Annotated in this window: 19 protein-coding genes; 14 read left to right on the forward strand and 5 right to left on the reverse strand. The window is 72.0% G+C overall.

All coding sequences use genetic code 11. The annotated features are described in order from the left end of the window. Positions 1-4 precede the first annotated feature (4 nt). Complete coding sequence (locus JT723_RS22450) at positions 5-1,066, reverse strand: AfsR/SARP family transcriptional regulator (protein WP_205046539.1); 1,062 nt, start codon at positions 1,064-1,066, stop codon at positions 5-7. 673 nt (positions 1,067-1,739) lie between these two features. On the opposite strand from JT723_RS22450, the gene JT723_RS22455 reads away from it, so the two are divergent. The 4 genes from JT723_RS22455 (at position 1,740) to gcl (ending at position 6,714) form a co-directional block, all read left to right on the forward strand. Then, on the forward strand, positions 1,740-2,558 hold the full coding sequence (locus JT723_RS22455) for a TIM barrel protein (protein ID WP_372441361.1): 819 nt from the start codon (positions 1,740-1,742) through the stop codon (positions 2,556-2,558). A gap of 86 nt (positions 2,559-2,644) precedes the next feature. Continuing rightward, the gene (locus tag JT723_RS22460) at positions 2,645-3,550 is read left to right on the forward strand and encodes a 2-hydroxy-3-oxopropionate reductase (RefSeq protein WP_205046604.1); all 906 of its coding nucleotides are present in this window, start codon (positions 2,645-2,647) and stop codon (positions 3,548-3,550) included. A 150-nt stretch (positions 3,551-3,700) separates the two neighbouring features. Further along, entirely contained in the window at positions 3,701-4,441 is a 741-nt protein-coding gene (locus tag JT723_RS22465) for a hypothetical protein (RefSeq protein WP_205046540.1), read from the forward strand. 491 nt (positions 4,442-4,932) lie between these two features. Continuing rightward, positions 4,933-6,714: a glyoxylate carboligase gene (gene gcl / locus JT723_RS22470; protein WP_205046541.1), complete on the forward strand. Its 1,782-nt coding sequence runs from the start codon at positions 4,933-4,935 to the stop codon at positions 6,712-6,714. Here the strand turns inward: gcl and JT723_RS22475 are convergent. Together JT723_RS22475 and JT723_RS22480 are read right to left on the reverse strand one after the other, a co-directional pair. Beyond that, the gene (locus tag JT723_RS22475) at positions 6,698-8,362 is read right to left on the reverse strand and encodes an AMP-binding protein (protein WP_205046542.1); all 1,665 of its coding nucleotides are present in this window, start codon (positions 8,360-8,362) and stop codon (positions 6,698-6,700) included. The two genes, gcl and JT723_RS22475, sit on opposite strands and share 17 nt — an antisense overlap. Continuing rightward, a complete protein-coding gene (locus JT723_RS22480) occupies positions 8,359-10,035 on the reverse strand; it encodes an AMP-binding protein (protein ID WP_205046543.1) in 1,677 nt (558 codons plus the stop codon). Before JT723_RS22480 ends, JT723_RS22475 begins: the two co-directional genes overlap by 4 nt. A gap of 113 nt (positions 10,036-10,148) precedes the next feature. Between JT723_RS22480 and JT723_RS22485 the strand changes: the two genes are divergently transcribed. From JT723_RS22485 to JT723_RS22495, 3 genes are all read left to right on the forward strand, one after another. Further along, entirely contained in the window at positions 10,149-10,976 is an 828-nt protein-coding gene (locus JT723_RS22485; RefSeq protein ID WP_205046605.1) for a helix-turn-helix transcriptional regulator, read from the forward strand. Between the two features lie 529 nt (positions 10,977-11,505). Further along, positions 11,506-12,153, forward strand: coding sequence for a LysE family translocator (locus JT723_RS22490; protein WP_205046606.1), 648 nt, complete (start codon positions 11,506-11,508; stop codon positions 12,151-12,153). Positions 12,154-12,343: 190 nt separating this feature from the next. After that, positions 12,344-13,870: an MFS transporter gene (locus tag JT723_RS22495; protein WP_205046544.1), complete on the forward strand. Its 1,527-nt coding sequence runs from the start codon at positions 12,344-12,346 to the stop codon at positions 13,868-13,870. 174 nt (positions 13,871-14,044) lie between these two features. Here JT723_RS22495 and JT723_RS22500 read toward each other — a convergent pair whose 3' ends face one another. After that, positions 14,045-14,629 (reverse strand): TetR/AcrR family transcriptional regulator, encoded by a 585-nt coding sequence (locus JT723_RS22500; protein ID WP_205046545.1) that lies wholly within the window; start codon positions 14,627-14,629, stop codon positions 14,045-14,047. A 105-nt stretch (positions 14,630-14,734) separates the two neighbouring features. Between JT723_RS22500 and JT723_RS22505 the strand changes: the two genes are divergently transcribed. Then, entirely contained in the window at positions 14,735-15,868 is a 1,134-nt protein-coding gene (locus JT723_RS22505; RefSeq protein ID WP_205046546.1) for an FAD-dependent monooxygenase, read from the forward strand. A gap of 37 nt (positions 15,869-15,905) precedes the next feature. Then, positions 15,906-16,169, forward strand: a complete 264-nt coding sequence (locus tag JT723_RS22510; protein ID WP_205046547.1) for an SAV_915 family protein — start codon at positions 15,906-15,908, stop codon at positions 16,167-16,169. Between the two features lie 391 nt (positions 16,170-16,560). On the opposite strand, the gene JT723_RS22515 is transcribed toward JT723_RS22510, so the two are convergent. Continuing rightward, positions 16,561-17,397, reverse strand: a complete 837-nt coding sequence (locus JT723_RS22515; protein ID WP_205046548.1) for a GntR family transcriptional regulator — start codon at positions 17,395-17,397, stop codon at positions 16,561-16,563. 229 nt (positions 17,398-17,626) lie between these two features. Between JT723_RS22515 and JT723_RS22520 the strand changes: the two genes are divergently transcribed. The 5 genes from JT723_RS22520 (at position 17,627) to JT723_RS22540 (ending at position 23,975) form a co-directional block, all read left to right on the forward strand. Then, complete coding sequence (locus JT723_RS22520) at positions 17,627-18,913, forward strand: sugar ABC transporter substrate-binding protein (protein ID WP_205046549.1); 1,287 nt, start codon at positions 17,627-17,629, stop codon at positions 18,911-18,913. A 48-nt stretch (positions 18,914-18,961) separates the two neighbouring features. Next, positions 18,962-19,936, forward strand: coding sequence for a carbohydrate ABC transporter permease (locus JT723_RS22525; RefSeq protein WP_372441369.1), 975 nt, complete (start codon positions 18,962-18,964; stop codon positions 19,934-19,936). A gap of 47 nt (positions 19,937-19,983) precedes the next feature. After that, a complete protein-coding gene (locus tag JT723_RS22530; protein ID WP_307864014.1) occupies positions 19,984-20,808 on the forward strand; it encodes a carbohydrate ABC transporter permease in 825 nt (274 codons plus the stop codon). A gap of 123 nt (positions 20,809-20,931) precedes the next feature. After that, complete coding sequence (locus JT723_RS22535; protein ID WP_205046550.1) at positions 20,932-22,428, forward strand: beta-N-acetylhexosaminidase; 1,497 nt, start codon at positions 20,932-20,934, stop codon at positions 22,426-22,428. A gap of 125 nt (positions 22,429-22,553) precedes the next feature. Beyond that, on the forward strand, positions 22,554-23,975 hold the full coding sequence (locus JT723_RS22540; protein WP_205046609.1) for a cellulose binding domain-containing protein: 1,422 nt from the start codon (positions 22,554-22,556) through the stop codon (positions 23,973-23,975). The last annotated feature ends 37 nt before the right edge of the window (positions 23,976-24,012 follow it).

Raw genomic sequence — 24,012 nt, forward strand, 5'->3', positions numbered from 1 at the left:
TAAGTCACGCCTCCGTGGGATGCAGTCCTGCGGCTCCGGGCCGCTGCGGGTCTGTGCTGGTGGGGTGTCCGGTACGGGCCGACGCGGACGCGGGTAAGGGGGGTGCCGACGGTTCGGGGGCGGGGGTGCCGTCGCCGCGGGCGGCGGCGGCACGGGTGAAGACCCGCAGCAGTTCGTGCACCCGGTACAGACCGTGCGGCCCTTCTTCGAGCAGGCCCGCACCGACCAGTGCGTCCAGGACGCGCCCGCCGTCGACGGGCTCGCCGGCCGGCGGGTCGGCGCCCTGCGGACCGCCCGCACCAGGGGCAGGTACGGAAGGCCGGCGGGGCGCCGCGGGCTCCTGGCCGCCGGCCGACCGGCCGCGCAGGATGGCGAGTTCGAGCCGCTGCAGGGCGGACCCGGGGTCGACGCCGAGTGCCTGGGCGAGATAGGACTTGAGCCGCCGGTATTCGGCAAGTGCCTCGGCCCGGCGCCCTGCCCGGTCCAGCGCCTCCATCAACTGCTCGGTGAACCGTTCGTGCAGCGGGTAGGCACGGGCGGTGGACCAGATGTCGGCCAGCGCCTCGCGGTGCCTGCCGCACTCCAGTTCGAGGTCGAAGACCCGCTCGATGGCCCGCAGCCACTCCTCCTGGAGCTTGGGCAGCTCGTCGCGGTGCAGCAGGTCGGAGGGCACGTTGGCCAGCAGCGGCGGCCGCCACAGCGCGAGCGCCTCGCGCAGCAGCCGCAGCTCCGCCTCCGGCTCACCCGTCGCGTATCCGGCGTCGAGCAGTTCGCGGAAGCGGACCAGGTCCAAGGTGTCGGCGTCCGCGGTCAGCCGGTATCCGCCTGGCACGGCCTCGATCATATTGCCGGCGATGCCGTACTTGCCGAACAGCCGGCGCAGCCGCAGGACGCAGCTGTGCAGTGCGGACTTGCCCTGAGCGGGGGTTTCCTCACCCCAGATGACACGCTGCAGGAAATCCACGGAAACGACCGAGTTGGCATTCAGCAGCAATGCCGCGAGCAACGCCGCGGGTCGCGAGGGCTGGAGAACCACCGATTCGCTGCCGTCGGTGACCGACAGCATTCCGAGTACCGTGAAGCGCGTGTGGTCCGCCGCATGAAGCTGCGGCCCGGTATTTGCGGACGATAAGCCAGAACTGTTTTCGAGCGCGTTGGACAAGACCACCAACCCACCATCCCCGTATGCCTGCGACGACCGCCGCCGGCGCCCCCGCTGGAGTACGCCGGGTTCCGGCCGAAATCCCAGTCGGTCTGGCTGGTTGCGGTCAACGAGGACAGTACGGCAGGCCTCTTTACCTTGTCCAGAGAATCCGGCCCACGCCGGTAGGTTATTTCCTCCGGATGTCAAACGTCGCCGCAAAACCGAATTGATCCGCACAACCTGGACACTCCGGACCCGAGCGCACCAATGCGCGGAAACGCGCCAACGGACATATCCCGCAGAAATTACCGGCATGTAAAGCGGCGTTAACTCTACCCAATACCCCATGGCTTTACGCGAGCCATCCGCCCGTCGGCCGCGGTTTAGGCGGCGTGCACATCGGAGCGAATAGGCGGCGATCAATCCGGGCAGCCGCGGCGGGCCGCTGAGCTGCGGCGGAAGCGCGCGGTCCACTCCCCGCGGCGACCCCGGCGGGCGCCCGGCCGCACCTGGCGGCACTTGACAGCCGCCGCGGAGCTGATTCACTCTTCCACAAGACAGAAGATAGTTTCCACCATGCGGAAAGGGCGCCCCAGTGAGCTTCACCGCCGCGCGCTTCGATGTGAACCTCTCGATGCTCTTCACCGAACTCCCGCTGCTGGAGCGGCCGGCCGCCGCCGCGGCGGCCGGTTTCGACGCGGTCGAGCTGTGGTGGCCCTGGCCCGACGAGCCCGTCCCCGCAAAGACCTCGCTCGACGACCTGCGCACCGCGCTGGAGACGGCCGGCACCCGGCTGGTCGGCCTCAACTTCTACGCCGGGCAGCTCCCGGGACCCGACCGCGGCGCGCTGTCGCTGCCCGGCACCGAGTCCGAGCGCTTCCGCGCCAACATCGAGGTCGCGGCCGACTTCGCCGCCTCCGTGGGCTGCACCGCGCTCAACGCCCTCTACGGCAACCGGCTCGACGGCGTGGACCCCGCCGAGCAGGACGCGCTCGCGCTCGACAACCTGGTGCGCGCCGCGGCAGCAGCCGACCACGCAGGGGCGGTCCTGCTGGTCGAGGCGCTCAACGCGGCCGAGTCACCGCGGTATCCGCTCGTGGACGCCGACGCGGCCGTCGCACTGGTGCAGCGGGTCAACGAGGCGTCGGGACTCGGCAACACCCGCCTCCTGCTCGACCTCTACCACCTGGCCATGGGCGGGGCGGACCTCCCCGCGGTGATCGACAAGCACGCCGGCAGCGTCGGGCACGTGCAGATCGCCGACCTGCCAGGACGCGGGGCGCCCGGCACCGGGGCGCTGCCGCTGTCAGACCTGCTCGCCCGGCTCACCGGCGCGGGCTACGAGGGCTTCGTGGGCCTCGAACACAAGCCCTCCCCCGGCGGGAGCGCCGCGAGCTTCGGCTGGCGGGCATGAACGCCGGCACCGACGTCGGTGCGAACCCCGGCATGAACATCGCCGCCGGCGCCGCCACGAGCCCCGCCCCGCGCAAGGACAAGGAGATGCACATGCAGACACAGCGGCGGAAAGTCGCCTGGATCGGGCTGGGGATCATGGGGTCTCCCATGGCCGAGAACCTCATCGCCGCAGGCCACGACGTCACCGGCTACACGCTGGAACCGGAGAAACTCGCCCGGCTCGAAGCGCGCGGCGGCACCGCCGCCGGATCGGTCGCAGAAGCCGTCGCGGACGCCGACGTCATCGTCACGATGGTGCCCGCCTCACCGCAGGTGGAGGCCGTCGCCTACGGCGAGGACGGCATCCTGGCGCACGCCAGGAAGGGCGCGCTGCTCATCGACATGTCCTCGATCACCCCGCAGACCTCGATCGACCTGGCCAGGGCCGCGGCCGAGAAGGGCATCCGGGTCCTGGACGCGCCGGTCTCCGGCGGCGAGGCAGGAGCGGTCGAGGCGGTGCTGTCCATCATGGTCGGCGGCGACGCCGAGGACTTCGCGGACGCCCGCCCCGTCCTGGACGCGCTCGGCACCACCGTCGTGCTGTGCGGCCCGCACGGCGCCGGGCAGACGGTCAAAGCCGCCAACCAGCTGATCGTCGCGGTCAACATCCAGGCCTGCGCCGAGGCGGTGGTCTTCCTGGAGAAGTCCGGCGTGGACCTCTCCGCCGCCCTCGACGTCCTCGGCGGCGGGCTCGCCGGATCCACCGTGCTGGCCCGCAAGAAGGCCAACTTCCTGGGGCGCCGGTACGCCCCCGGCTTCCGGATCGACCTGCACCACAAGGACATGGGCATCGTCACCGACGCGGCCCGCACCGTCGGCGCCGCCCTGCCCGTCGGCTCGGTGGTGGCGGGACTGGTCGCCTCGCTGCGGGCGCAGGGCGACGGCGGGCTCGACCACTCGGCGCTGCTGCGCGGCGTCGAACGCCTCTCCGGCCGGCCCGTCCGCGGCTGATCCCCCGACACCGCCCGGCGGTGCGTGACACTCCTGTCGCGCCGAACGCACCGCCGGGCGGGTACACGTGACGGACTGTCGGTCCCCGGTTACAGCGGGCCGGAACATCCTGCACTATGGGGGCACGACACCGACCGGGAGTTGTGACCCATGGCAGAGAGCGTGCTCGTACGCTGTCCGGCCTGCCGCCGCGACCACACGTACACCGCACCCACCTACCCCTGCGCGTGCGGCGCGCCGCTCTGCCTGCCGGTGCTGCGTGGCGGGCTGCCGGTCGAGGTCAGGCACCGCTCGTGGGACGAGTCCTGGGTGCGCCTGCGCTGCCCCGACTGCGGGCGCACCGACCACTGGCCGCAGCCGGAGTTCGGCTGCACGTGCGGTGCGCTCATCCGGCTGCCGGTCGACGACGAGGCCGCGGGCGAGCCCGGGCTGATGCCCGTGCCGCACGCGGGCGCCGCCGCGCCCGAGCCCAGCGGGGACGTGCCCCCGCCGCCCACCGTCCGGCCGCCCTTCCGCCCGGTCACCATCCGCACCGGGCGGGACGCGCTGACCGCGGCCGCCCAGTACCTCAAGTGGCTCGGCTTCGCCGATGTGCGCCTGGCCGGCGACCGTACGGCCAACGGCATCGACCTGCGCGGCAAGGGCCTGGTCGCCCAGGTCGACCCGAGCACCCAGCCGACTCCCGTACGGGACGTCGAGTGCCTGTGGCTCAACTGTGCCAACGAGGACGCCGTGGGGGCGTTCTTCTCCCTCGCGGGGTACGCACACGATGCGCGCTTGCGCGCGGACCAACTCGGGGTGCCGCTCTTCGTGATGGACCTCACGGGTACGCCTCAGCCGGTCAACGACCCGGCCGACTCCCTCATCCAGTCCGGCCCGCACCTGCCGTAGCCGTCGGCTCCGCGGCCCTGCCGCAGAGGGCGCCCCCCAGGGGCGCGGGGCTGCATCTGATCTGCGGCTGGCGACGCGCGGGCGCGACCAGCCCATCACGGCCGCCGTGTGGCGACGGACCGCCACACCCCAGGGGCGCGGGGAACTGCGCGCTCAGCCCCCACCGGCAGGTGGTCCGTCTCCGACAGGAATTGCCCCTCTGGGCCGGTGACGACCCGCGCCCCGGTGGGGGCTGGTCGCGCAGTTCCCCGCGCCCCTATGTGCTCGGCCCCGCCGCGGAGGCGCCCACGCGGCGCCGGCCGCCGATCAGATGCAGCCCCGCACCCCTGGGGTTACCCCCTTTCTCACGGCGCTGCTCCGGGCGCGGAGCCCGGGAACGCGCGGCCTCGGCGCAGAGGGGGGCTCTTGACGGGGGCGAGCCGCAGGCTTACGTTGCTTCCGGATCGTAGAATATGACTTCCGCATTGTGGAATACCCCCTCGGGAGAGAAAATGGCTCGGATGACCGCCGCACGAGCAGCCGTGGAGATCCTCAAGCTCGAAGGCGTCGACACCGCCTTCGGTGTGCCCGGCGCCGCGATCAACCCCTTCTATGCCGCCCTCAAGGCCGCCGGAGGCATACGGCACACGCTCGCCCGGCACGTGGAGGGCGCCTCGCACATGGCCGAGGGGTACACGCGGGCGCGGGCCGGGAACATCGGGGTGTGCATCGGCACGTCGGGTCCCGCCGGGACCGACATGGTCACCGGCCTGTACTCGGCCACCGGGGACTCGATCCCGATCCTGTGCATCACCGGCCAGGCACCCACCTCCGTGATCCACAAGGAGGACTTCCAGGCGGTGGACATCGCCGCGATCGCCGCGCCGGTGACGAAGGCGGCGACCACCGTGCTGGAGGCGGCCCAGGTGCCGGGCGTCTTCCAGCAGGCCTTCCATCTGATGCGCTCCGGGCGCCCGGGCCCCGTGCTGATCGACCTGCCGATCGACGTGCAGCAGACGGAGATCGAGTTCGACCCCGAGACGTACCAGCCGCTGCCGGTCTACCGGCCGGCGGCCTCGCGTGCGCAGATCGAGAAGGCGGTCTCGATGCTGTGCGCGGCCGAGCGGCCGCTGATCGTGGCGGGCGGCGGGGTGATCAACGCCGACGCGAGCGACCTGCTCGTGGAGTTCGCCGAGCTGACCGGCGTCCCGGTGGTGCCCACGCTGATGGCGTGGGGCGCGCTGCCCGACGACCACCCGCTCAACGCGGGCATGGTGGGTCTGCAGACGTCGCACCGGTACGGCAACGCCACCTTCCTGGAGTCGGACTTCGTGCTGGGCATCGGCAACCGCTGGGCCAACCGCCACACGGGGCGGCTGGACGTGTACACCCGGGGCCGCACCTTCGTGCACGTGGACGTCGAGCCGACGCAGATCGGGCGGATCTTCCCGCCGGACTACGGCATCGCCTCGGACGCGAAGGCGGCGCTGGCCCTCTTCGTGGAGGTGGCACGGGAATTGGCCGCGCGCGGCGGGCTGCCCGACCGTACGCGGTGGGCGGAGTCGGCCCGTACGCGCAAGGCGACGCTGCAGCGGCGTACGCACTTCGACGACGTGCCGATGAAGCCGCAGCGGGTCTACGAGGAGATGAACCGGGCCTTCGGCCCCGAGACCCGCTACGTGTCCACGATCGGCCTGTCGCAGATCGCCGGCGCCCAGCTGCTGCACGTCTACCGGCCGCGGCACTGGATCAACTGCGGGCAGGCGGGGCCGCTCGGCTGGACGGTGCCCGCGGCGCTCGGCGTGGCGGCGGCGGAACCGGACGCGCAGGTGGTCGCGCTGTCGGGCGACTACGACTTCCAGTTCATGATCGAGGAGCTGGCCGTCGGCGCCCAGCACCGCATCCCGTACGTGCACGTGCTGGTCAACAACGCCTACCTGGGCCTGATCCGGCAGGCGCAGCTCGGCTTCGGCATCGACTTCCAGGTCAACCTGGAGTTCGAGAACTCCAACTCACCGGAGATCGGCGTCTACGGCGTGGACCACGTCAAGGTCGCGGAAGGCCTGGGCTGCAAGGCGATCCGGGTGACGGAACCGGCGGAGCTGGGCGCCGCCTTCGAGCGGGCGCGCAAGCTGGCCGCGGAGCACCGGGTGCCGGTGGTGGTCGAAGCGGTGCTGGAACGGGTCACGAACATCTCGATGTCGACCACCGCCGACATCTCCGCGGTGGTGGAGTTCGAGGAGCTGGCGACCGAGCCGGGGCACGCCCCGACCGCCGTCATGCCCCTGGTGTAGCCGCCTCGCCACCCGGGTCCCCGGGCGCCTCGCCCAGCCCCTGCGCGAAGTCCGCCCGCAGCTCGACCTTCCTGACCTTGCCGCTGACCGTCATCGGGAAGGCGTCGAGCACCCGCAGGTGGCGGGGGACCTTGAAGCGGGCGAGCCGGCCCTCGCAGAAGGCGGTGATCTCCTCGATGCTCGGCGGGTCCGCCGGGTCGCGGGGGATGACGCAGGCCAGGATCTCCTCGCCGTAGGTGTCGTCGGGCACCCCGACCACCTGCACGTCGGAGATCTTGGGGTGGCCGTACAGGAACTCCTCGACCTCGCGCGGGTAGACGTTCTCGCCGCCCCTGATGATCATGTCCTTGATGCGGCCGACGATCGCCACGTAGCCGTCGTCGCGCATCACCGCGAGGTCGCCGGTGTGCATCCACCGCCCGGCGTCCACCGCCTCCGCGGTGCGGTCCGGCTCGTCCCAGTAGCCCAGCATCACCGAGTAGCCGCGCGTGCACAGCTCACCGGCGGTGCCGCGCGGCAGCGTGACCCCGGAGGCCGGGTCCACCACCTTGACCTCGATGTGCGGCAGCGCGCGGCCGACGGTGGCGGTGCGGTGCTCCAGGGAGTCCTCGCGCCGGGTCTGGGTGGACACCGGGGAGGTCTCGGTCATCCCGTAGCAGATGGACACCTCGGCCATGTGCATCTCGGCCATGACCCGCTTCATCACCTCGACCGGGCAGGGCGACCCGGCCATGATGCCCGTGCGCAGCGAGGTGAGGTCGTAGTCGGCGAAGTCGGGCAGCGCCAGCTCCGCGATGAACATCGTGGGGACGCCGTAGAGCGAGGTGCAGTGCTCCTGCTCGACCGCGCGCAGGGTCGCGGCCGGGTCGAAGGACGGGGCGGGGATGACGATGCAGGCGGAGTGCGAGGTGGCGCCGAGGTTGCCCATCACCATGCCGAAGCAGTGGTAGAAGGGCACCGGCAGGCAGATCCGGTCCTGCTCGCTGTAGCCGACCGTGCCGCCCACGAAGTAGCCGTTGTTGAGGATGTTGTGGTGCGAGAGGGTGGCGCCCTTGGGGAAGCCGGTGGTGCCCGAGGTGTACTGGATGTTGACCGGGTCGTCGCAGCTGAGCGTCGCCTCGACGGCGGCCAGGTAGTCCGCGTCGAGGTCCCCGCCCGCGGCCGTCATCGCCTCCCACGAGGGGTCGCCGATGTGCACGACCTCGCGCAGATCGGGGCAGTTGACCCGGACCTCGGCGGACATCACCCGGTAGTCGCTGCCGCGGTGCTCGGTGGAGGCGACCAGCACCGAGACACCCGACTGCCGCAGGGCGTAGGCCAGTTCGTGCAGCCGGTAGGCGGGGTTGACGTTCACCATGATCGCGCCGAGCCGTGCGGTGGCGTACTGCACCAGCACCCACTCGGGGCAGTTGACCGCCCAGATGCCGACCCGGTCGCCCTTGAGCACACCGCGTGCGGCAAGTCCGCGGGCCACCTCCTCGACCGCGCGCCCGAACTCGGCATACGTCCAGCGCCGCCCGCTGGGCACGTCGACCAGCGCCTCGCGGTCGGGGTGGGCCGCGATGGCCCGGTCGAGGTTGCGCCCGATGGTGTCGCCCAGCAAGGGGGTGCCCCCGATTCCGTGTGCGTAGGAGGGCTCGGCGGTCACCGGTGGTCCTCCTCGTGGAATTCCGCACTTCCGTCGTGCATCGTCGCCTCGCGCAGCTCGATCCGGCGGATCTTGCCCGACACGGTCTTGGGCAGCGGCGCGAACTCCAGCCGCCTGATCCGCTTGTACGGCGCGAGCACGGAACGCGAGTGCGCGAAGATCGCCCTGGCCGTCTCGCCGTCCGGCTTCCAGCCCTCGGCGAGCACCACGTACGCCTTCGGGATCGCCAGCCGCAACTCGTCGGGCGCGGGCACCACGGCCGCCTCGGCGACCGCCTCGTGCTCCAGCAGCGCGCTCTCCAGCTCGAAGGGGCTGATCTTGTAGTCGCTGGACTTGAAGACGTCGTCGGCGCGGCCGACATAGGTGATGTAGCCGTCGGCGTCCCGGCTGCCGATGTCGCCGGTGCGGTAGTAGCCGCCGCCCATGGCCTCCTCGGTGCGCTCCGGGTCGCCCGCGTAGCCGGTCATCAGGCCGACCGGGCGGCTGCTCAGGTCGAGGCAGATCTCCCCCTCGTTGGCCGGCACCCCCGTCGCCGGGTCCAGCAGGGTCACCGTGTAGCCGGGCGTCGGGCGGCCCATCGAGCCGGCCTTGACCAGCTGCCCCGGGGTGTTGGCGACCTGCACCGCGGTCTCGGTCTGCCCGAAGCCGTCCCTGATCAGCACGCCCCACACCCGCCGCACGTGCTCGATCACCTCGGGGTTGAGCGGCTCGCCGGCCGCGACCGCCTCCCGCGGCGGAGCCGACAGGGCGCTCAGGTCGGCCTGGATCAGCATCCGCCACACCGTCGGCGGCGCGCAGAAGCTCGTCACCCCGCAGCGGTCCATCTCGGCCATCAGCCGCGCCGCGTCGAACCGCGTGTAGTTGTGCACGAAGACCGTCGCCTCGGCATTCCACGGGGCGAAAAGACTCGACCAGGCGTGCTTGGCCCAACCGGGTGACGAGATGTTCAGATGGACGTCCCCGGGACGCAGCCCGATCCAGTACATCGTGGCCAGGTGCCCGATCGGATACGAGATGTGGGTGTGCTCCACCAGCTTGGGCTGCGCCGTGGTGCCGGACGTGAAGTAGAGCATCAGCGGGTCGGACCCGGCCGTCGGGCCGTCCGGGGCGAAGCCGGGCGGCGCCGCGTACGCGTCCTCGTAGGCCAGCCAGGGCACGGGGGCCTCGCCGCCGACCGCGATCCGGGTGTACTCCCCCGGCACCTCGTCGAACTTCGCCGTCTCCGCCGCCCGCACGATCGCGTGCCGCACCTGCCCGCGGCCGATACGGTCCCGCAGGTCCGCGGGGCCGAGCAGCGGCGTCGCCGGGATCACCACCGCCCGCAGCTTCATCAGCGCAAGGGCGCACTCCCACTGCTCCACCTGGTTGCCCAGCATCAGCAGCACCCGGTCGCCGGCCCGCACCCCGCGCGCCCGCAGCCAGGACGCCACCCGGTCCGAGCGGTCCGACATCTCACGGAAGGAGATCAGCGACTCGGTGCCGTCCTCCTCGACGATCCACAGGGCCGGGCGGTCGTTGCCCGCGGCGATCACGTCGAACCAGTCCAGCGCCCAGTTGAACCGCTCGGGGGCGGGCCAGCGGAATCCGTCGCGGGCCGCCGTATAGTCCTCGCGGTGCCGCAGCAGGAAGTCCCGGGCGGCCCGGAATGCCCCGGTCGCGTCCGATGCCGCCATGTGTCCTCCTCGTGGATGTCCCCTCGGTAGCATCGTGCGGTAGTGACGTGGGTCTCACTACCCCCGGACGGGGGTGAGGAGGTGGTGCGGTGGACGGCAGCCGTGGCGAGGCCATGGACGTGCGGGCCGCCCTGCTGCGGATGCGCAGGTCAGGGCTGCTGCCGGTGGCCTTCGGGGGGCTCGTGGCGAGCGCCGGCGCCCAGCAGTTCCGGATCAGCGAGCTGGCCGGCGCCGACACGGACTCGCTACGCGGGCTCGCGGTACGCACCGGGAACGGGCTCGGCGGGAAGACCCTCGCCCTCGGGCGGCCCTATGCCGTCACCGACTACGGCTCCTCGCGCGCCATCAGCCACGAGTACGACGCGGCCGTCGCGGGCGAAGGCCTGCGGTCCGTGCTCGCCGTGCCCGTCGTGGTGCACCGGCAGGTGCGCGGGGTCCTCTACGGGGCGCTGCGGCAGCCCTACGCGCTCGGCGACCGGCCGCTGGCCGCCGCGATCGACGCGGCGCGCGACCTGGAGCAGGCGCTCGCCGTGCGGGACGAGGCCAGGCGGCTGCTCGCCTCCTGCCAGGCGCCCGTCGCGGCGGACCCGCGGGCCTGGGAGGAAGTGCGCGAAGCGCACGCCGAACTGCGGGCGCTGGCCGCCCGCATCCCCGAGGTGCGGCTCCGCCAGGAGCTGCTCGCCGCGTGCGCGCGGCTGGCTTCGGCCGCCGCGCCGTCCTCTTCTTCCCCCGCCCGCCCGCCCCTCGTCCAGCTGACACCGCGCGAGCTGGACGTTCTCGCGAGTGTCGCCGCGGGTGCGACCAACGCCGCTGCCGCGGCCAGGCTGCGACTGCGGCCCGAGACCGTGAAGTCGTATCTGCGCTCGGCCATGCGCAAGTTGGGTGCTCACACCCGTCTCGAAGCCGTCACCACCGCCCGCCGCACCGGCCTCCTCCCCTAGGCCGTGTTTTGGAAGTAGCGCCGTCCGCCCACAGGGCGGGCCCCGCGGCGTCCGGTGCGTGCGATCGCAAGGCGGAGGGTCGTCCTCGTAGTGGGCCTGCTCGGACGACTCCGACAACGCAGCGAGCGTGCGTGCCAGGCGTCGCGGGGCAGGCGGGACTTCCAAAACACGGCCTAGCCCGGGAGCCCCCGGGCACCCCCGCCCTGGTGATTGCCACCTGCGGCGAGCTTGCACCTTTCGGTGGGTGGGTGATCGGGCGCGCAGTTCCCCGCGTCCCTGAAAAACGCTCACTCTCCTGCGCAGAGGGCGCCGCCTGAAAGCGTCGGCTCTGCGGGAAGACGGGACCCCTCAGGGGGCGCGGGGAACTGCGCGCCCAGCCCGAACGGGCGGAAAGAAGGCAACGCCACAGCAAGTGGCAATCACCTGCGCACCCCCCGCCGGGGAAGGTCCCGGGGCGGGCGGGGTTCCCCGCGCGGGGGAAAAGGGGGCGCCCCCGGGCAGGGGGCGGGGGTAGCGTGCCCGGGTGGATATGGATCGGGTGGGCGGCTTCGCCGCCATGTCATTGGTGCTGGTGCTGATCCCCGGCCCCAGCGTCCTGTTCGTGCTGGGCCGCGCCCTGGCCCACGGCCGCCGCACGGCGCTCGGCAGCGTCGTAGGCAACGCGATCGGGGCTTACGCCCTGATCGCACTGGTCTCGCTCGGCCTCGGCGAGGTCGTGTCCCGCTCGGTCGCGCTGTTCGTCGCGCTGAAGCTCGCCGGCGCGGCCTACCTCGTCTTCCTGGGCGTGAAGGCCTTCCGCCACCGCGGCGCCCTGTCGGCGGCGCTGCACGACGAGAGCGGCAGCGCTGTCCCGCCCCGCAGGGGCGACCTGCGCACCCTGTGGGAGGGCTTCGTCGTCGGGGTGACGAACCCCAAGACGATGGTCTTCTTCGCCGCCGTCCTCCCGCAGTTCGTGAACCGCGACGCCGGCCGCGTCCACGAGCAGATGCTGCTGCTGGGCCTGGTGTTCACCGCGATCGCGCTGCTGTGCGACAGCGTGTGGGCGCTGACCGCGTCGGCGGCCCGCAGCTGGTTCGCCAGCTCGCCGCGGCGGATGGCCGCGGTCGGCGGGACCGGGGGGCTGGCGATGATCGGTCTGGGTGTGACGGTCGCGGCGACGGGCCGCGCGGACTCGTAGCGGCGTCGGCCGCAGTGGAGTGGGCCGTAGCGCCGCAGGTCGCGGGCTGTGTGAGCAGGCGCACACACCCGGCTTGAGCGAAACGTTTGCGTTTCGATAGGTCCGGACGTACGGTCAGTGGAGTACGAAACCGTTTCGTTCTTTCCTGCGGTCAAGCCTACTCGTCGTCCCACCTCAGGAGCTCCGCCTGATGTCCTCCCAATCCGCCGCCGACGTCCCCGTCGACCGGCTCTCCAAGTCCCCGGCGCAGGACGGCTCCCCTGTCCCGCCCACCGAGAAGGCCAACCACCGCTGGTGGGTGCTCGCGGTCATCGCCGTCGCCCAGCTGATGGTCGTCCTCGACGCCACCGTCGTGAACATCGCACTGCCCTCCGCACAGAAGGCGCTCGACTTCAACGACAGCAACCGCCAGTGGATCGTCACCGCCTACTCGCTCTCCTTCGGCTCGCTGCTGCTGCTCGGCGGCCGGCTGGCCGACCTGGTCGGCCGCAAGGTCGTCTTCCAGATCGGCGTCGTCGGCTTCGCCGCCGCCTCCGCGCTGGCCGGCGCGGCACAGAACTTCGAGGTGCTGGTCGCAGGGCGCGCGCTGCAGGGCCTGTTCGGCGCCCTGCTCGCCCCGGCCGCGCTGTCGCTGCTCAACACGACCTTCACCGACGCCAAGGAGCGCGCCAAGGCGTTCGGCATCTACGGCGCCATCGCGGGCGCCGGCGGCGGTGTCGGCCTGCTGCTCGGCGGTGTGCTCACCGAGCACCTGAGCTGGCGCTGGACGCTGTACGTGAACCTGATCTTCGCCGTCATCGCCTTCGTCGGCGGCGTTGTCTTCCTGCGCAAGGGCGCCCCGGGCAACCGCCCGAAGCTGGACCTGCCGGGTACGGCACTGGTCACCGTCGGCCTGTTCTTCGTGGTCTACGGCTTCTCGAACGCCGACAAGCACCACTGGGGCTCCCCGATGACCTGGGGCTTCCTGGTGGTCGGCGCCGCGCTGGTGGCCGCGTTCAGCTGGTGGCAGACCCGCGCCGAGCACCCGCTGCTGCCGCTGCGCGTCCTGCTGGACCGCAACCGCGGTGCGTCCTTCACGGTGCTCGCGGTCTCCGGCGCCGGAATGTTCGGTGTCTTCCTCTTCCTGACCTACTACCTGCAGCAGTCGCTGGCCTACACCCCGGTCAAGACCGGTCTGGGCTTCCTGCCGATGATCGGCGCGCTGATGGTCGCGGCCCAGCTGGCCACCAACTCGCTGCTGCCCAAGCTCGGCCCGCGGCCGATCGTGCCGCTCGGCATGCTGATGGCGGCGGCCGGCATGGCCTGGCTGACCGTCCTGGACCTCAACAGCACCTACGCGGCGAACATCCTGCCGCCGCTGCTGGTCATCGGCTTCGGGCTCGGCCTGGTGATCCCGGCCGCGATGAGCGTGGCGACCGAGCGGGTCGGCGAGGAGGACGCGGGCGTGGCCTCGGCCGCGGTCAACACGATGCAGCAGGTGGGCGGTTCGATCGGCACCGCGCTGCTGAACACCCTGGCCGCCAGCGCCGCGACCTCCTACCTGGCCCACCACACGGGCAAGATGGCGGTCCCCAACGCGGCACTGCACAGCTACTCGACCGCGTACTGGTGGTCGGCCGCACTGCTCGCCTTCGGCGGTGTGCTGTCGCTGCTGATGTACCGCGGCGGCCGTCCGGCCCCGAGCGAGCAGGGTGCCGCGACCGCCGTGCACATGTAAGCACCACATCCCCCGAGCACCCGGCGCCGACTGAGCGGACGGCACCGGGTCCGGGGGCCGGTCACCGGGTCATCGTGGGGACGGGACACCCGGTACCGCCGGCCCCCCGCACACGCCGCCCCGCCGGAGTCGCGACCCCCGTACGCGACATACCGGCGGGGCGGCCGCATGCCGTCAGGGGCCGGCCAGGACCGCGGCCAGCGCGGGCGCGTACAGCCGCTCGACCTCGGCGGGGGTGAGCGCCAGCGCGGGCGGCAGCCGCAGCAGGTAGCGGGCCAGTGCGAGGCCCAGCAGCTGGGCCGACATCAGCGCGGCCCGCTGCGGCACGTCGGGCGCGGGCGGCAGCGCCGTGGCGATCACCGGCGCGACCTGGCGGGCGAAGATGTCCCGCATACGGGCGGCCGCCTGTTCGTTGGTGACCGCGGAGCGCAGCAGCACCAGCAGGGCGTCGTCGGTCGGGTCGCCCTCCCAGCGGGCGACGAAGTGCCGCACCAGCAGCGCCGGCAGCTCCTGCTGCGGTATGCCGCCGAGGTCGGGCAGCTGCAGGTCGATCGTCAGCGCGGCCTCGAAGAGCTGCTCCTTGCTGCCGAAGTAGCGCATCACCATCGACGCGTCGATGCCCGCGTCCGCGGCGACCGCGCGGATGGTGGTGCGCTCGTACCCCTGCCGGGCGAACCGCGCCCTGGCGGCGGCCAGGATGCCCGCCTTGGTGGCCTCGCCGGTGCGCCTGGCGCGTTCCCCGGTCTCGTTCTCCGTCATGTCAACAAGCGTAGGCCAACACGCGTTGACACACCACCGCACCCGGGTGCACGATGTCAACACGCGTTGGCCAACAAGCGTTGGCCTCAGTCGGAGGGACACACCATGACCGCCACCGCACTCCCCGCCACCACCCGGGTCGCGATCGTCGGCGCCGGGCCGACCGGCCTGGCACTGGCCGTCACCCTCGCCGAGGCGGGCGTCGACTTCGTCGTCCTGGACAAGCTCGCCGAGGGCGCCAACACCTCGCGCGCCGCCGTCGTGCACGCCCGCACCCTGGAGGTCCTCGACACCCTCGGCGTCACTCAGGAGCTGCTTCTGCTCGGCATCCCCCTGCAGCGCTTCACCGTCAGGGACGGCGGCCGGGTCCTCGCCCGGCTCGGCTTCGGCGGACTGCCCACCCCGTACCCCTTCACCCTGATGGTCCCGCAGTGCGACACCGAGGCGGCGCTGCTCGCCCGGCTGCGGGCGCTGGGCGGCGACGTCCACCGGCCCTACGAGGTCGCCTCCGCGGTCCAGGACGACGACGGCGTCACCCTCACCACGACCACCGGCCAGACGCTGCGCGCGCAGTACGCCGTCGGCGCCGACGGCATGCACAGCGCCGTACGGGAGGCCGCGGGCATCGGCTTCACCGGCAGCGCCTACGCCCAGTCCTTCGTGCTCGCCGACGTGGTGATGGACTGGCGCCCCGGCGCCGCCGAGGTCTCGCTGAACTTCCACGCCGACGGGCTGGTCGTCGTCGCCCCGCTGCCGCACGGCCGCTACCGCGTCGTGGCCGTCGTGGACGAGGCCCCCGCCGCACCCGGCGCCGGCTACGTCCAGGCTCTGCTGGACGCCCGCTCACCCGGGCAGGCCCGGGTCCACGAGGTCGTGTGGGGCTCGCGCTTCCGGGTCCACCACCGGGTCGCCGACCACTACCGGGCCGGGCGGCTGCTGCTCGCGGGCGACGCCGCCCACGTGCACAGCCCCGCGGGCGGGCAGGGCATGAACACCGGCATCCAGGACGGCTACGCACTCGGCCGCGCCTTCGCCGAGGACGCGCTCGACGGCTACGAGCCGCAGCGGCGGCCGGTCGCGCAGCGCGTCGTCGCCTTCACCGACCGGATGACCCGGATGGCCACGCTGCGCCGGCGCCCGGCGCGCGCCGCCCGCAACGCGGTGCTCCCGCTCGCCACCCGCGTCCCGGCGCTGCGCAACCGGCTCGTGCGCGAACTGGCCGAACTCGACTACCGCTGAAGGTGCGGGTGGCGCCCGCCGGGATACGGTGGGTGCCATGGACGCCAACGCCGCGCTGTACGTGCCGGTACGAAGCGGACCCGCCGGACTCGTGGTCCGGCTCTGGCGTACTCCCGTCGGCACGAAGACGGCGGTGGCCTTCACCACCGACCAGCGGCTGCGGGCCGCGCTCGGCCCCTGCCACGGGTGGATCCGGCTTTCCGAATCCGCCCTGCGGCGCCTTGCCGAGCCGCTCGGCACCACCGCGGTGACGGTGGACCCCCTCCTCTTCTCCCGCCCCGCCTCCCGCGGCCAGGGTTGACCGCCTCCCCCCGCGGGGGCGCCCGCCGCGTTTGCCCCTTGCGGTGGGCTCGCACCTTCCGGTGCGTTGTGATTGGGCGCGCAGTTCCCCGCGCCCCTGATGGTTGCCCTCTCTCGCAGAGGCCGGCGTTTTCAGGCGGCGCCCTCTGCGCAAGAGGGTGAGCGTTTTTCAGGGACGCGGGGAACTGCGCGGCCAGCCCACCACCGGGGGGAAGGCGAGCGTCCACCGCAAGGGGCAGGACCTGAAGGGGCGCGGGGAACTGCGCGGCAAGCCCCCACCGGGGGGAAAGACGCAGCGCCGCCGCAAGTGGCAATCACGGGAGGCCCCCGCCGGGGGAAGGCGATCGCCCACCGCAAGGGGCAATCACCGGCTCAGCAAGACCCAGCCCGGGTCAAGAACCTGGCTGGACGTCTCCGGTGGTGAGGACCTCGCGGCGGGAGGCCAGGTCGCCCGGGGGGATGCCCGGGTGGTGCTGGGCCGGGGAGAGGGCCGTGGCCGGGGCGGTGTCGCCGAGCACGAGCCGGGAGACGATGCGGTAGCGGTCACCGCGGTAGACGGAGTGGACGTACTCCACGGGCCGCCCGGTGGAATCCTTCGTGAGGCGCTCGAAGAGGAGCGCGGGCGACAGGACGGGCACCCCGATGAGCCTGGCCTCCTCCTCGTTGGTGACGGTCGGCTCGATGGACTGCACGGCCTCGTGCACCCGCACCCCGTGCCGCTCGCGCAGGAAGTCGTAGAAGTCGCCGGACTCCATGTCCTCGGGCCGCAGGCCCGGCACGAGCGCCGCGGGCACGTGCAGGTACTCGATGGCCATCGGCTCGTCGTCGACGAGCCGCAGCCGCGCGATGTAGGTGATCTCCGCGGCGGGCGAGATGTGCAGCCGGCGCCCGACCCTGGCGCCGGCCTGCACGGTGGTGAACTCCAGCACCCTGCTGGCCCAGCTGCCCGAGGCCTGCGGCAGCCGGTAGGCGTCGCTGGAGGGGGCCAGCTCCTGGGTGATCTTGGCGCGGGCGACGAACATGCCGCGCCCGTGCTCGCGCACCAGCAGCCCGGTGGTGACCAGTTCGTCCACCGCGGAGCGCAGGGTGGGCCGGGAGACGCCGAGTTGCTCGCACAGGGTGCGCTCGGAGGGGATCGGGTCGCCGGGGGCGCAGGACTCGACCAGTTCCATGAGGTAGTCGCGGACCCGTTCGCGTTTCACCGCGGAGCGCGACGGCTCGCTGACCATGGCGGTTGTCCTTTCCTGCGGTGGCTTGTCCAGCTGAGGTTATCCAGATGTTGACCAGCACGCCAGCCGCCGCGGGCGGCTGCGCCGCAGTCCACCACGGTATACGACCGGATTCCCGGGTGTGCGCGAGGTCTTGACGTCACCAGTGGTCTATGCCACCTTCTGCGAGCAGCACCAGACCAGTTGGCAAGTGGTAAATTCCGCCCGCACTTCCCGAGGTGACATCACCGTGAGATCCAGACTCCTCCCCGCAGCCGCCGCGCTCGCCCTGGCGGCCGTCGCCGGACTGAGCGCCTGCGGCTCGTCCGACTCCTCCGACTCCTCGGACTCCGCGGGCGGCGGCACGCCGGCCCCGGCGAAGCTCACCGTGTGGATCATGCAGGACAGCATGTCCGACGGGGTGCTGAGCCGCTTCAAGACCGGCTTCGAGGCCGCGCACAAGGGCACCACGCTGGACATCCAGATCCAGCAGTGGGACGGCATAGGCCAGAAGATCACCAGCGCGCTGGCCAGCAAGGACGCGCCGGACGTGATGGAGGTCGGCAACACCCAGGTCGCGCAGTACGCGGCCAGCGGCGGGGTGAAGGACCTCACGGACAAGGTCGCCGACCTCCAGGGCTCCGACTGGATCCCGGGCCTCGCGGAGCCGGGCAGGATCGACGGCAAGCAGTACGGCATCCCGTGGTACGCGGCCAACCGCGTGGTGATCTACAACAAGGACCTCTTCGCGAAGGCGGGTATCACCACCCCGCCCAAGACCCGCGACGAGTGGATCCAGGACACCACCAAGCTCAACACCGGCGGCGACGACGGGATCTACCTGCCCGGCCAGACCTGGTACGCGCTGGCCGGCTTCGTCTGGGACGAGGGCGGCGACCTGGCGGTCAAGGACGGCGACCAGTGGAAGGGCGCCCTGGACACCCCGCAGGCCAAGGCGGGCATGGCCTTCTACCAGCAGCTGCAGGCCCTCGGCAAGGGACCCAAGGACGCCGACGAGGCCAAGCCGCTGCAGGCGGACGTCTTCGCCAAGGGCAAGACCGCGCAGATCATCTCGGTGCCGGGCGGCGCCGCGATCATCGAGAAGTCCAACCCGGCGATGAAGGACAAGATCGGCTTCTTCCCGATCCCCGGCAAGACCGCCGACAAGCCGGGCGCGGTCTTCACCGGCGGCTCGGACCTGGTGATCCCGGAGGCCTCGCAGCACCAGGCGCTGGCCTACGAGGTGGTCAAGGCGCTGTCGGGGACGGCCTTCCAGACCGACATGGCCAAGGAGATGAGCTACGTGCCCAACCGCACCTCGCTCGCCTCGGTGCTGGCCGACAACCCCGGTGCCTCGGTGATGGCGGTGGGCGCGGCCAACGGGCACGCCACCCCGAACTCCCCCAACTGGGCCGCGGTCGAGGCGAACAACCCGATCAAGCAGTACATGACGCAGGTGCTGACCGGCGCCGACCCGCACGCGGCGGGCAAGACCGCGTCCGAGGCCATCACCAAGGCGCTCAACACCGCTTCCTGACGGCCCGGTTCCGCCGCCACCGCCCCATCACCACCCCACCCCGGAGGGATCACCGTGCTCACCGCCCGTTCCGCCGATCGGCGACCCGCCGTCGTGGAGCCGCCGCCGGCCGCTCCCCGGCCGCGACGGCACCGCCGCCTCGGTGCGGTCTGGCCGTATCTGCTGGTCGCCCCCACCGTGCTCGGTGCGGCGTTCCTGCTGGTCTATCCACTGGTCAGAAACACCGTGATGTCCTTCCAGCACTTCGGACTCGGTGAGCTGATCCGGGGCGGGGCGACCTGGGTGGGGTTCGCCAACTACCGCACGGTGCTGGACGATCCGGAGTTCTGGACGGTGGTGCGGCGCACCCTGTGGTGGACCGGGCTGAACGTCGTGCTGATCATGGTGCTGGGCACCCTGGTCGCGCTGATGCTGGTCAGACTCGGGCGGCGGATGCGGTTGGCGGTGATGAGCGGACTGGTGCTGACCTGGGCGACGCCGGTCATCGCCGCCACCACGGTCTTCCAGTGGCTGTTCCAGTCCCGTTTCGGAGTGGTCAACTGGGCACTGGTCAAACTGGGCTTCGACTCCTACCGCGACTACTCCTGGTTCGCGCACGGCGGCTCCACCTTCGCGATCCTGGTGGTCCTGGTGGTGTGGCAGTCGGTGCCGTTCGCGGCGCTGACCCTCTACGGGGGCCTGACCACGATCCCGGTCGAGCTGTACGAGTCGGCCAGGATCGACGGCGCCGGCGCCTGGCAGTCCTTCCGGCTGGTCACCTTCCCGATGCTGCGACCGCTGTTCGCGCTCGTCACCTCGCTCGAAGTGATCTGGTGCTTCAAGGCCTTCACCCAGATCTGGGTGATCAGCGAGGGCGGCCCGAACGGCGCCACCACGACGCTGCCGGTCTACGCCTTCCAGATCGCCCAGTCGCTGCACAAGTACGACCTGGGGGCCGCGGTCTCCACCCTGACCGTCGTGATCCTGCTCGCCGCGCTGGTGTTCAACCTGCGCCGGATGTTCCGCCAGGAGGGCGCGCTGTGACCGCTCTGACCACTGGTAAGGCACCCATCGCGGTGCGGCGCCGCCGGATGCGGATGGGCCGTCTGCCGCTGAACCTGGCCGCACTCCTCACCCTGGCGGTGTCGGTGTTCCCGGTCTACTGGATGGTGGTGACGGCCTTCAAGCCGTCCGCGGACATCCAGTCGGACACCCCGTCCTTCCTGCCGCTGCACCCGACGATGGCGCACTTCGGCACCGCGGTGCACTCCCCCGGCTTCGGCACCTTCTGGCGCAACAGCCTGACGGTGACGCTGAGCGCGGTGCTGATGTCGCTGGTGGTGGCGCTGCTCGCGGCCTTCGCCGTGGGACGGATGCGCTGGCACGGGCGGCGGGCCTTCATCCTGATGGTCTTCGTCGCGCAGATGGCGCCCTGGGAGGCGCTGCTGATCCCGATGTACGTGATCGCCCGCGACACCGACATGCTCGACAGGCTGTCGATGCTGACCCTCGTCTACTTCATGACGACGCTGCCCTTCACCATCGTGACGCTGCGCGGCTTCCTCGCGGCGATCCCGGTGGAGCTGGAGGAGGCGGCGCAGGTCGACGGCTGCACCCGGCCGCAGGCCTTCCGCCGGGTGACCTTCCCGCTGCTGGCGCCCGGGCTGCTGTCCACGTCGCTGTTCGGCTTCATCACGGCGTGGAACGAGTTCGCCTTCGCCAACACGCTGATCATCAAGAACCAGGACGCCCGCACCCTGCCGGTCTGGCTGTCGTCGTTCAGCAACGTCTTCGGCACCGACTGGGGCGCCACGATGGCCGCTTCCTCGCTGTTCATGCTGCCGGTGCTGGCCGTCTTCCTGGTCCTGCAGAACCGTGTCACCTCCGGAATGACCGCGGGCGCCGTCAAGGGCTGACCCGCAACGCACCTCCCCCCCGCCTGCCGCGCTCGCGCCGAGCGCGTATCCCGCGCTGCCCCCGTGCCGCCCGATCCCCGCCCCCGGCCGCCGGGGGCCAGGGAGACCTGGAGAGCCACCGCCGTGATCATTCCGCACCCCACTCACATCGCCCGTATCCCCGGCCACTTCACCTTCGACGAGTCCACCACCGTGCGGGCCTCGGGCGACGCGCTCGGCGCCGCCCGGCTGCTGCGCACGCTGCTCGCCCCCGCCACCGGGCTGCCGCTGCGGCCGTCCCCGACCGGCACGGTCGTGCTGGTGGTCGACACGATGCTCGGCGGCCTCGGCGAGGAGGGCTACGGCCTGACGGTCGGACCCGACGCGGTGCTGCTGCGCGCCGCCCGCCCGGCCGGGCTGCTGCGGGGTGTCCAGACCATCCGCCAACTGCTGCCCGCGCAGGCCCTGTCGGCCCGCCCGGTGGCCGGCGTGCCGTGGCAGATCCCGGGGGTGCAGATCACCGACGTGCCGCGGTTCGGCTGGCGCGGCGCGATGCTCGACGTGGCCCGGCACTTCCAGCCGGTGTCCTTCCTGCGGCGCTTCACCGACCTGCTGGCCTTCCACAAGCTCAACGTGCTGCACCTGCACCTGACCGACGACCAGGGCTGGCGGATGCCGTCGGCCGCCTACCCCGCGCTGACCGAGGTCGGCGGGGTGCGCGGCGGGGAGGTCCCGCACGCCGGCGCCTACACCGCCGCCGAGCTGCGCGGCCTGGTCGCCTACGCGGCCGAGCGCGGGGTCACCGTCGTCCCCGAGATCGAGATGCCCGGACATGCGCGCGCGGCCCTGGCGGCGTACCCGCAGCTCGGCAACGTGCCGGGCCGGGCGCTGGATGTGTGGACGCAGTGGGGCGTGTGCGACAACGTGCTCGGCGTCCACGACGAGGTACTGGACTTCTGCAGGACCGTGCTCGGCGAGGTCCTCGACGTCTTCGACTCGCCGTATGTGCACGTCGGCGGCGACGAGTGCCCGGTCACCGAGTGGGAGACCAGTACGGCCGCGCAGGCCAGGGCCGCGGAGCTGGGACTCGGCTCGCCCAAGGACCTGCACGGCTGGTTCCTCGGGCAGGTCGGCGACTTCCTGCTCGCGCAGGGCCGCCGCCCGGTGTGCTGGGCGGAGGACTCGGGTGCGCTGCCCGCCGACTTCACCGTCATGCCCTGGCGGGACGCCGCCCACGGCCTGGCCGCCGCCCGCCGCGGCCACGACGTCGTCATGGCCCCCTACCGCAGCACCTACCTGGACTACCCGCAGTCCGCCGACCCCGACGAGCCGCCGGGCCAGGCCGGCGGCATAGTGGACCTGGCCGCGGTCCACGCCAACGAGCCCGCCCCCGCCGACTGGGAGCCTGCCGCGGCCGCCCGGGTGCTCGGCACCCAGGCGCAGCTGTGGACCGAGTACGTCAGCACCGCGGCGCACGCCGAATACCTCGCCTTCCCCCGGCTGGCCGCACTGGCCGACCGGGCCTGGAACCCGGCCAGTGACTGGGCGACCGACTTCCGCCCGGCGCTGCGGCTGCACGAGGCCCGCCTGGACGCGCTGCGCGTCCCGCGCCGCGGCCCCGCCGCCGCCATGACCGCCTGACCGCACCACCCCCCATGACCACCCTGCACCGACCCAGCCACCACCCCACTGGAAAGGGATCACCCGTGTCAGGAAACACAGACCCGAGCACCGCCCGCACCCGGAAGCCGCGGCTCACCCGGCGGATGCGCACCGCGATGGCGGCATGCGCGGTGGCCGGCCTCGGCTGCGCCGCACTCACCGCACTGCCCGCCGCGGCGGCCCAGGACTCGCTGACCGCTCAGTACCGCACCAGCGCGACCGGCGCCACCGCGGACCAGGCCGAACCGTGGCTGGAGGTGACCAACACCGGGTCGAGCACCGTGCCGCTCAGCCGGGTCACCGTCCGCTACTACTTCCACTCCGACGGCCCCGGTGTGACCTACCGCTTCGCCTGCTCCTGGGCGGTCAGGGGCTGCGCCAACGTCACCGGCACCTTCGGCACCCTGCCCAACCCCACCGCCACCGCCGACCGCTATCTGGAGATCGGCTTCACCGCGGGCGCCGGCTCGCTCGCCCCCGGGCAGAACACCGGCGACCTGCAACTGCGCTTCTACCGGGCGGACTGGCAGACCCTGACCCAGTCCGACGACTACTCCTTCAACGGCGCGCAGACCTCGTACGCCAACTGGCCCAAGCTCACCGTGCAGGACGCCGGCGCGGTCGTCTACGGCACCGCCCCCGCGGGCAACGACCCGACCGATCCCCCCACCACCCCGCCGACCACACCGCCCACGTCACCGGGCGGCGGCGACCCCGACGCGGCCTCGCTCTTCGACGACTTCTCCTACACCAGCAGCTCCGACGCGGCAGTGCAGCAGCACGGATGGACGGTCAAGTCCGGGCAGGGCGGCCCGGGTGTCGCCGGCGCCACCTGGTCGCCGCAGGACGTGACCTTCGTCGCCGACGGCTCCAACAAGGTGATGAACCTGCGGCTCACCACCGACGGCACCGCGTCCGGCACCAAGGAGACCGAACTCCAGACCACCGCACGCAAGTTCAAGAACGGCACCTACGCCGCCCGGGTCCGCTTCGACGACACACCGACCGGCGGCCCCGACGGCGACCACGTCAACCAGACCTTCTTCACCTTCACCCCGCTGAACGCCCCGATGGACCCGGACTACAGCGAGCAGGACTTCGAGTACCTGCCCAACGGCGGCTGGGGCGAGACGCAGAACATCATGTACGAGACGTCCTGGGAGACCTACAACCCCGACCCGTGGAACGCCGTCAACACCCACGGCCAGCAGTACGGCAGCCTGGACGGCTGGCACGACCTGCAGATCACCATCGACAACACCAGCATCACGTACTACATCGACGGCCAGGTCGTCGCGACCCACGGTGAGCCGTACCTGCCCGAGACGCCGCAGTGGATCGACTTCAACCACTGGCTGATCGACGTGGCCGGGCAGACCAGCAGCACCCCGCGGTCCTACGACGAGCAGGTCGACTACGTCGTCTTCGTCAAGGACCAGGTCCTCACCCCCGCCCAGGTGAGCGCGAAGGTCGCCGGCTACCGGGCGGCGGGCACCGCCTTCACCGACACCGTGCCCAACCCGTAGGCCCGTGCGCCGCGTCCGGCGGGTTTCCGTTATCCGC

Source organism: Actinacidiphila bryophytorum (assembly GCF_016916835.1).
Taxonomy (GTDB): Bacteria; Actinomycetota; Actinomycetes; order Streptomycetales; family Streptomycetaceae; genus Actinacidiphila; species Actinacidiphila bryophytorum.

What these genes read in the sequence shown, in the direction of transcription:
- JT723_RS22450 (WP_205046539.1), bottom strand. Translation starts at nt 1,066, where the DNA reads ATGCTGTCGGTCACCGACGGCAGCGAATCGGTGGTTCTCCAGCCCTCG.
- JT723_RS22460 (WP_205046604.1), top strand. Translation starts at nt 2,645, where the DNA reads ATGCACATGCAGACACAGCGGCGGAAAGTCGCCTGGATCGGGCTGGGG.
- JT723_RS22465 (WP_205046540.1), top strand. Translation starts at nt 3,701, where the DNA reads ATGGCAGAGAGCGTGCTCGTACGCTGTCCGGCCTGCCGCCGCGACCAC.
- gcl (WP_205046541.1), top strand. Translation starts at nt 4,933, where the DNA reads ATGGCTCGGATGACCGCCGCACGAGCAGCCGTGGAGATCCTCAAGCTC.
- JT723_RS22480 (WP_205046543.1), bottom strand. Translation starts at nt 10,035, where the DNA reads ATGGCGGCATCGGACGCGACCGGGGCATTCCGGGCCGCCCGGGACTTC.
- JT723_RS22485 (WP_205046605.1), top strand. Translation starts at nt 10,149, where the DNA reads ATGGACGTGCGGGCCGCCCTGCTGCGGATGCGCAGGTCAGGGCTGCTG.
- JT723_RS22490 (WP_205046606.1), top strand. Translation starts at nt 11,506, where the DNA reads ATGGATCGGGTGGGCGGCTTCGCCGCCATGTCATTGGTGCTGGTGCTG.
- JT723_RS22495 (WP_205046544.1), top strand. Translation starts at nt 12,344, where the DNA reads ATGTCCTCCCAATCCGCCGCCGACGTCCCCGTCGACCGGCTCTCCAAG.
- JT723_RS22500 (WP_205046545.1), bottom strand. Translation starts at nt 14,629, where the DNA reads ATGACGGAGAACGAGACCGGGGAACGCGCCAGGCGCACCGGCGAGGCC.
- JT723_RS22505 (WP_205046546.1), top strand. Translation starts at nt 14,735, where the DNA reads ATGACCGCCACCGCACTCCCCGCCACCACCCGGGTCGCGATCGTCGGC.
- JT723_RS22510 (WP_205046547.1), top strand. Translation starts at nt 15,906, where the DNA reads ATGGACGCCAACGCCGCGCTGTACGTGCCGGTACGAAGCGGACCCGCC.
- JT723_RS22515 (WP_205046548.1), bottom strand. Translation starts at nt 17,397, where the DNA reads ATGGTCAGCGAGCCGTCGCGCTCCGCGGTGAAACGCGAACGGGTCCGC.
- JT723_RS22530 (WP_307864014.1), top strand. Translation starts at nt 19,984, where the DNA reads ATGCGGATGGGCCGTCTGCCGCTGAACCTGGCCGCACTCCTCACCCTG.
- JT723_RS22540 (WP_205046609.1), top strand. Translation starts at nt 22,554, where the DNA reads ATGCGCACCGCGATGGCGGCATGCGCGGTGGCCGGCCTCGGCTGCGCC.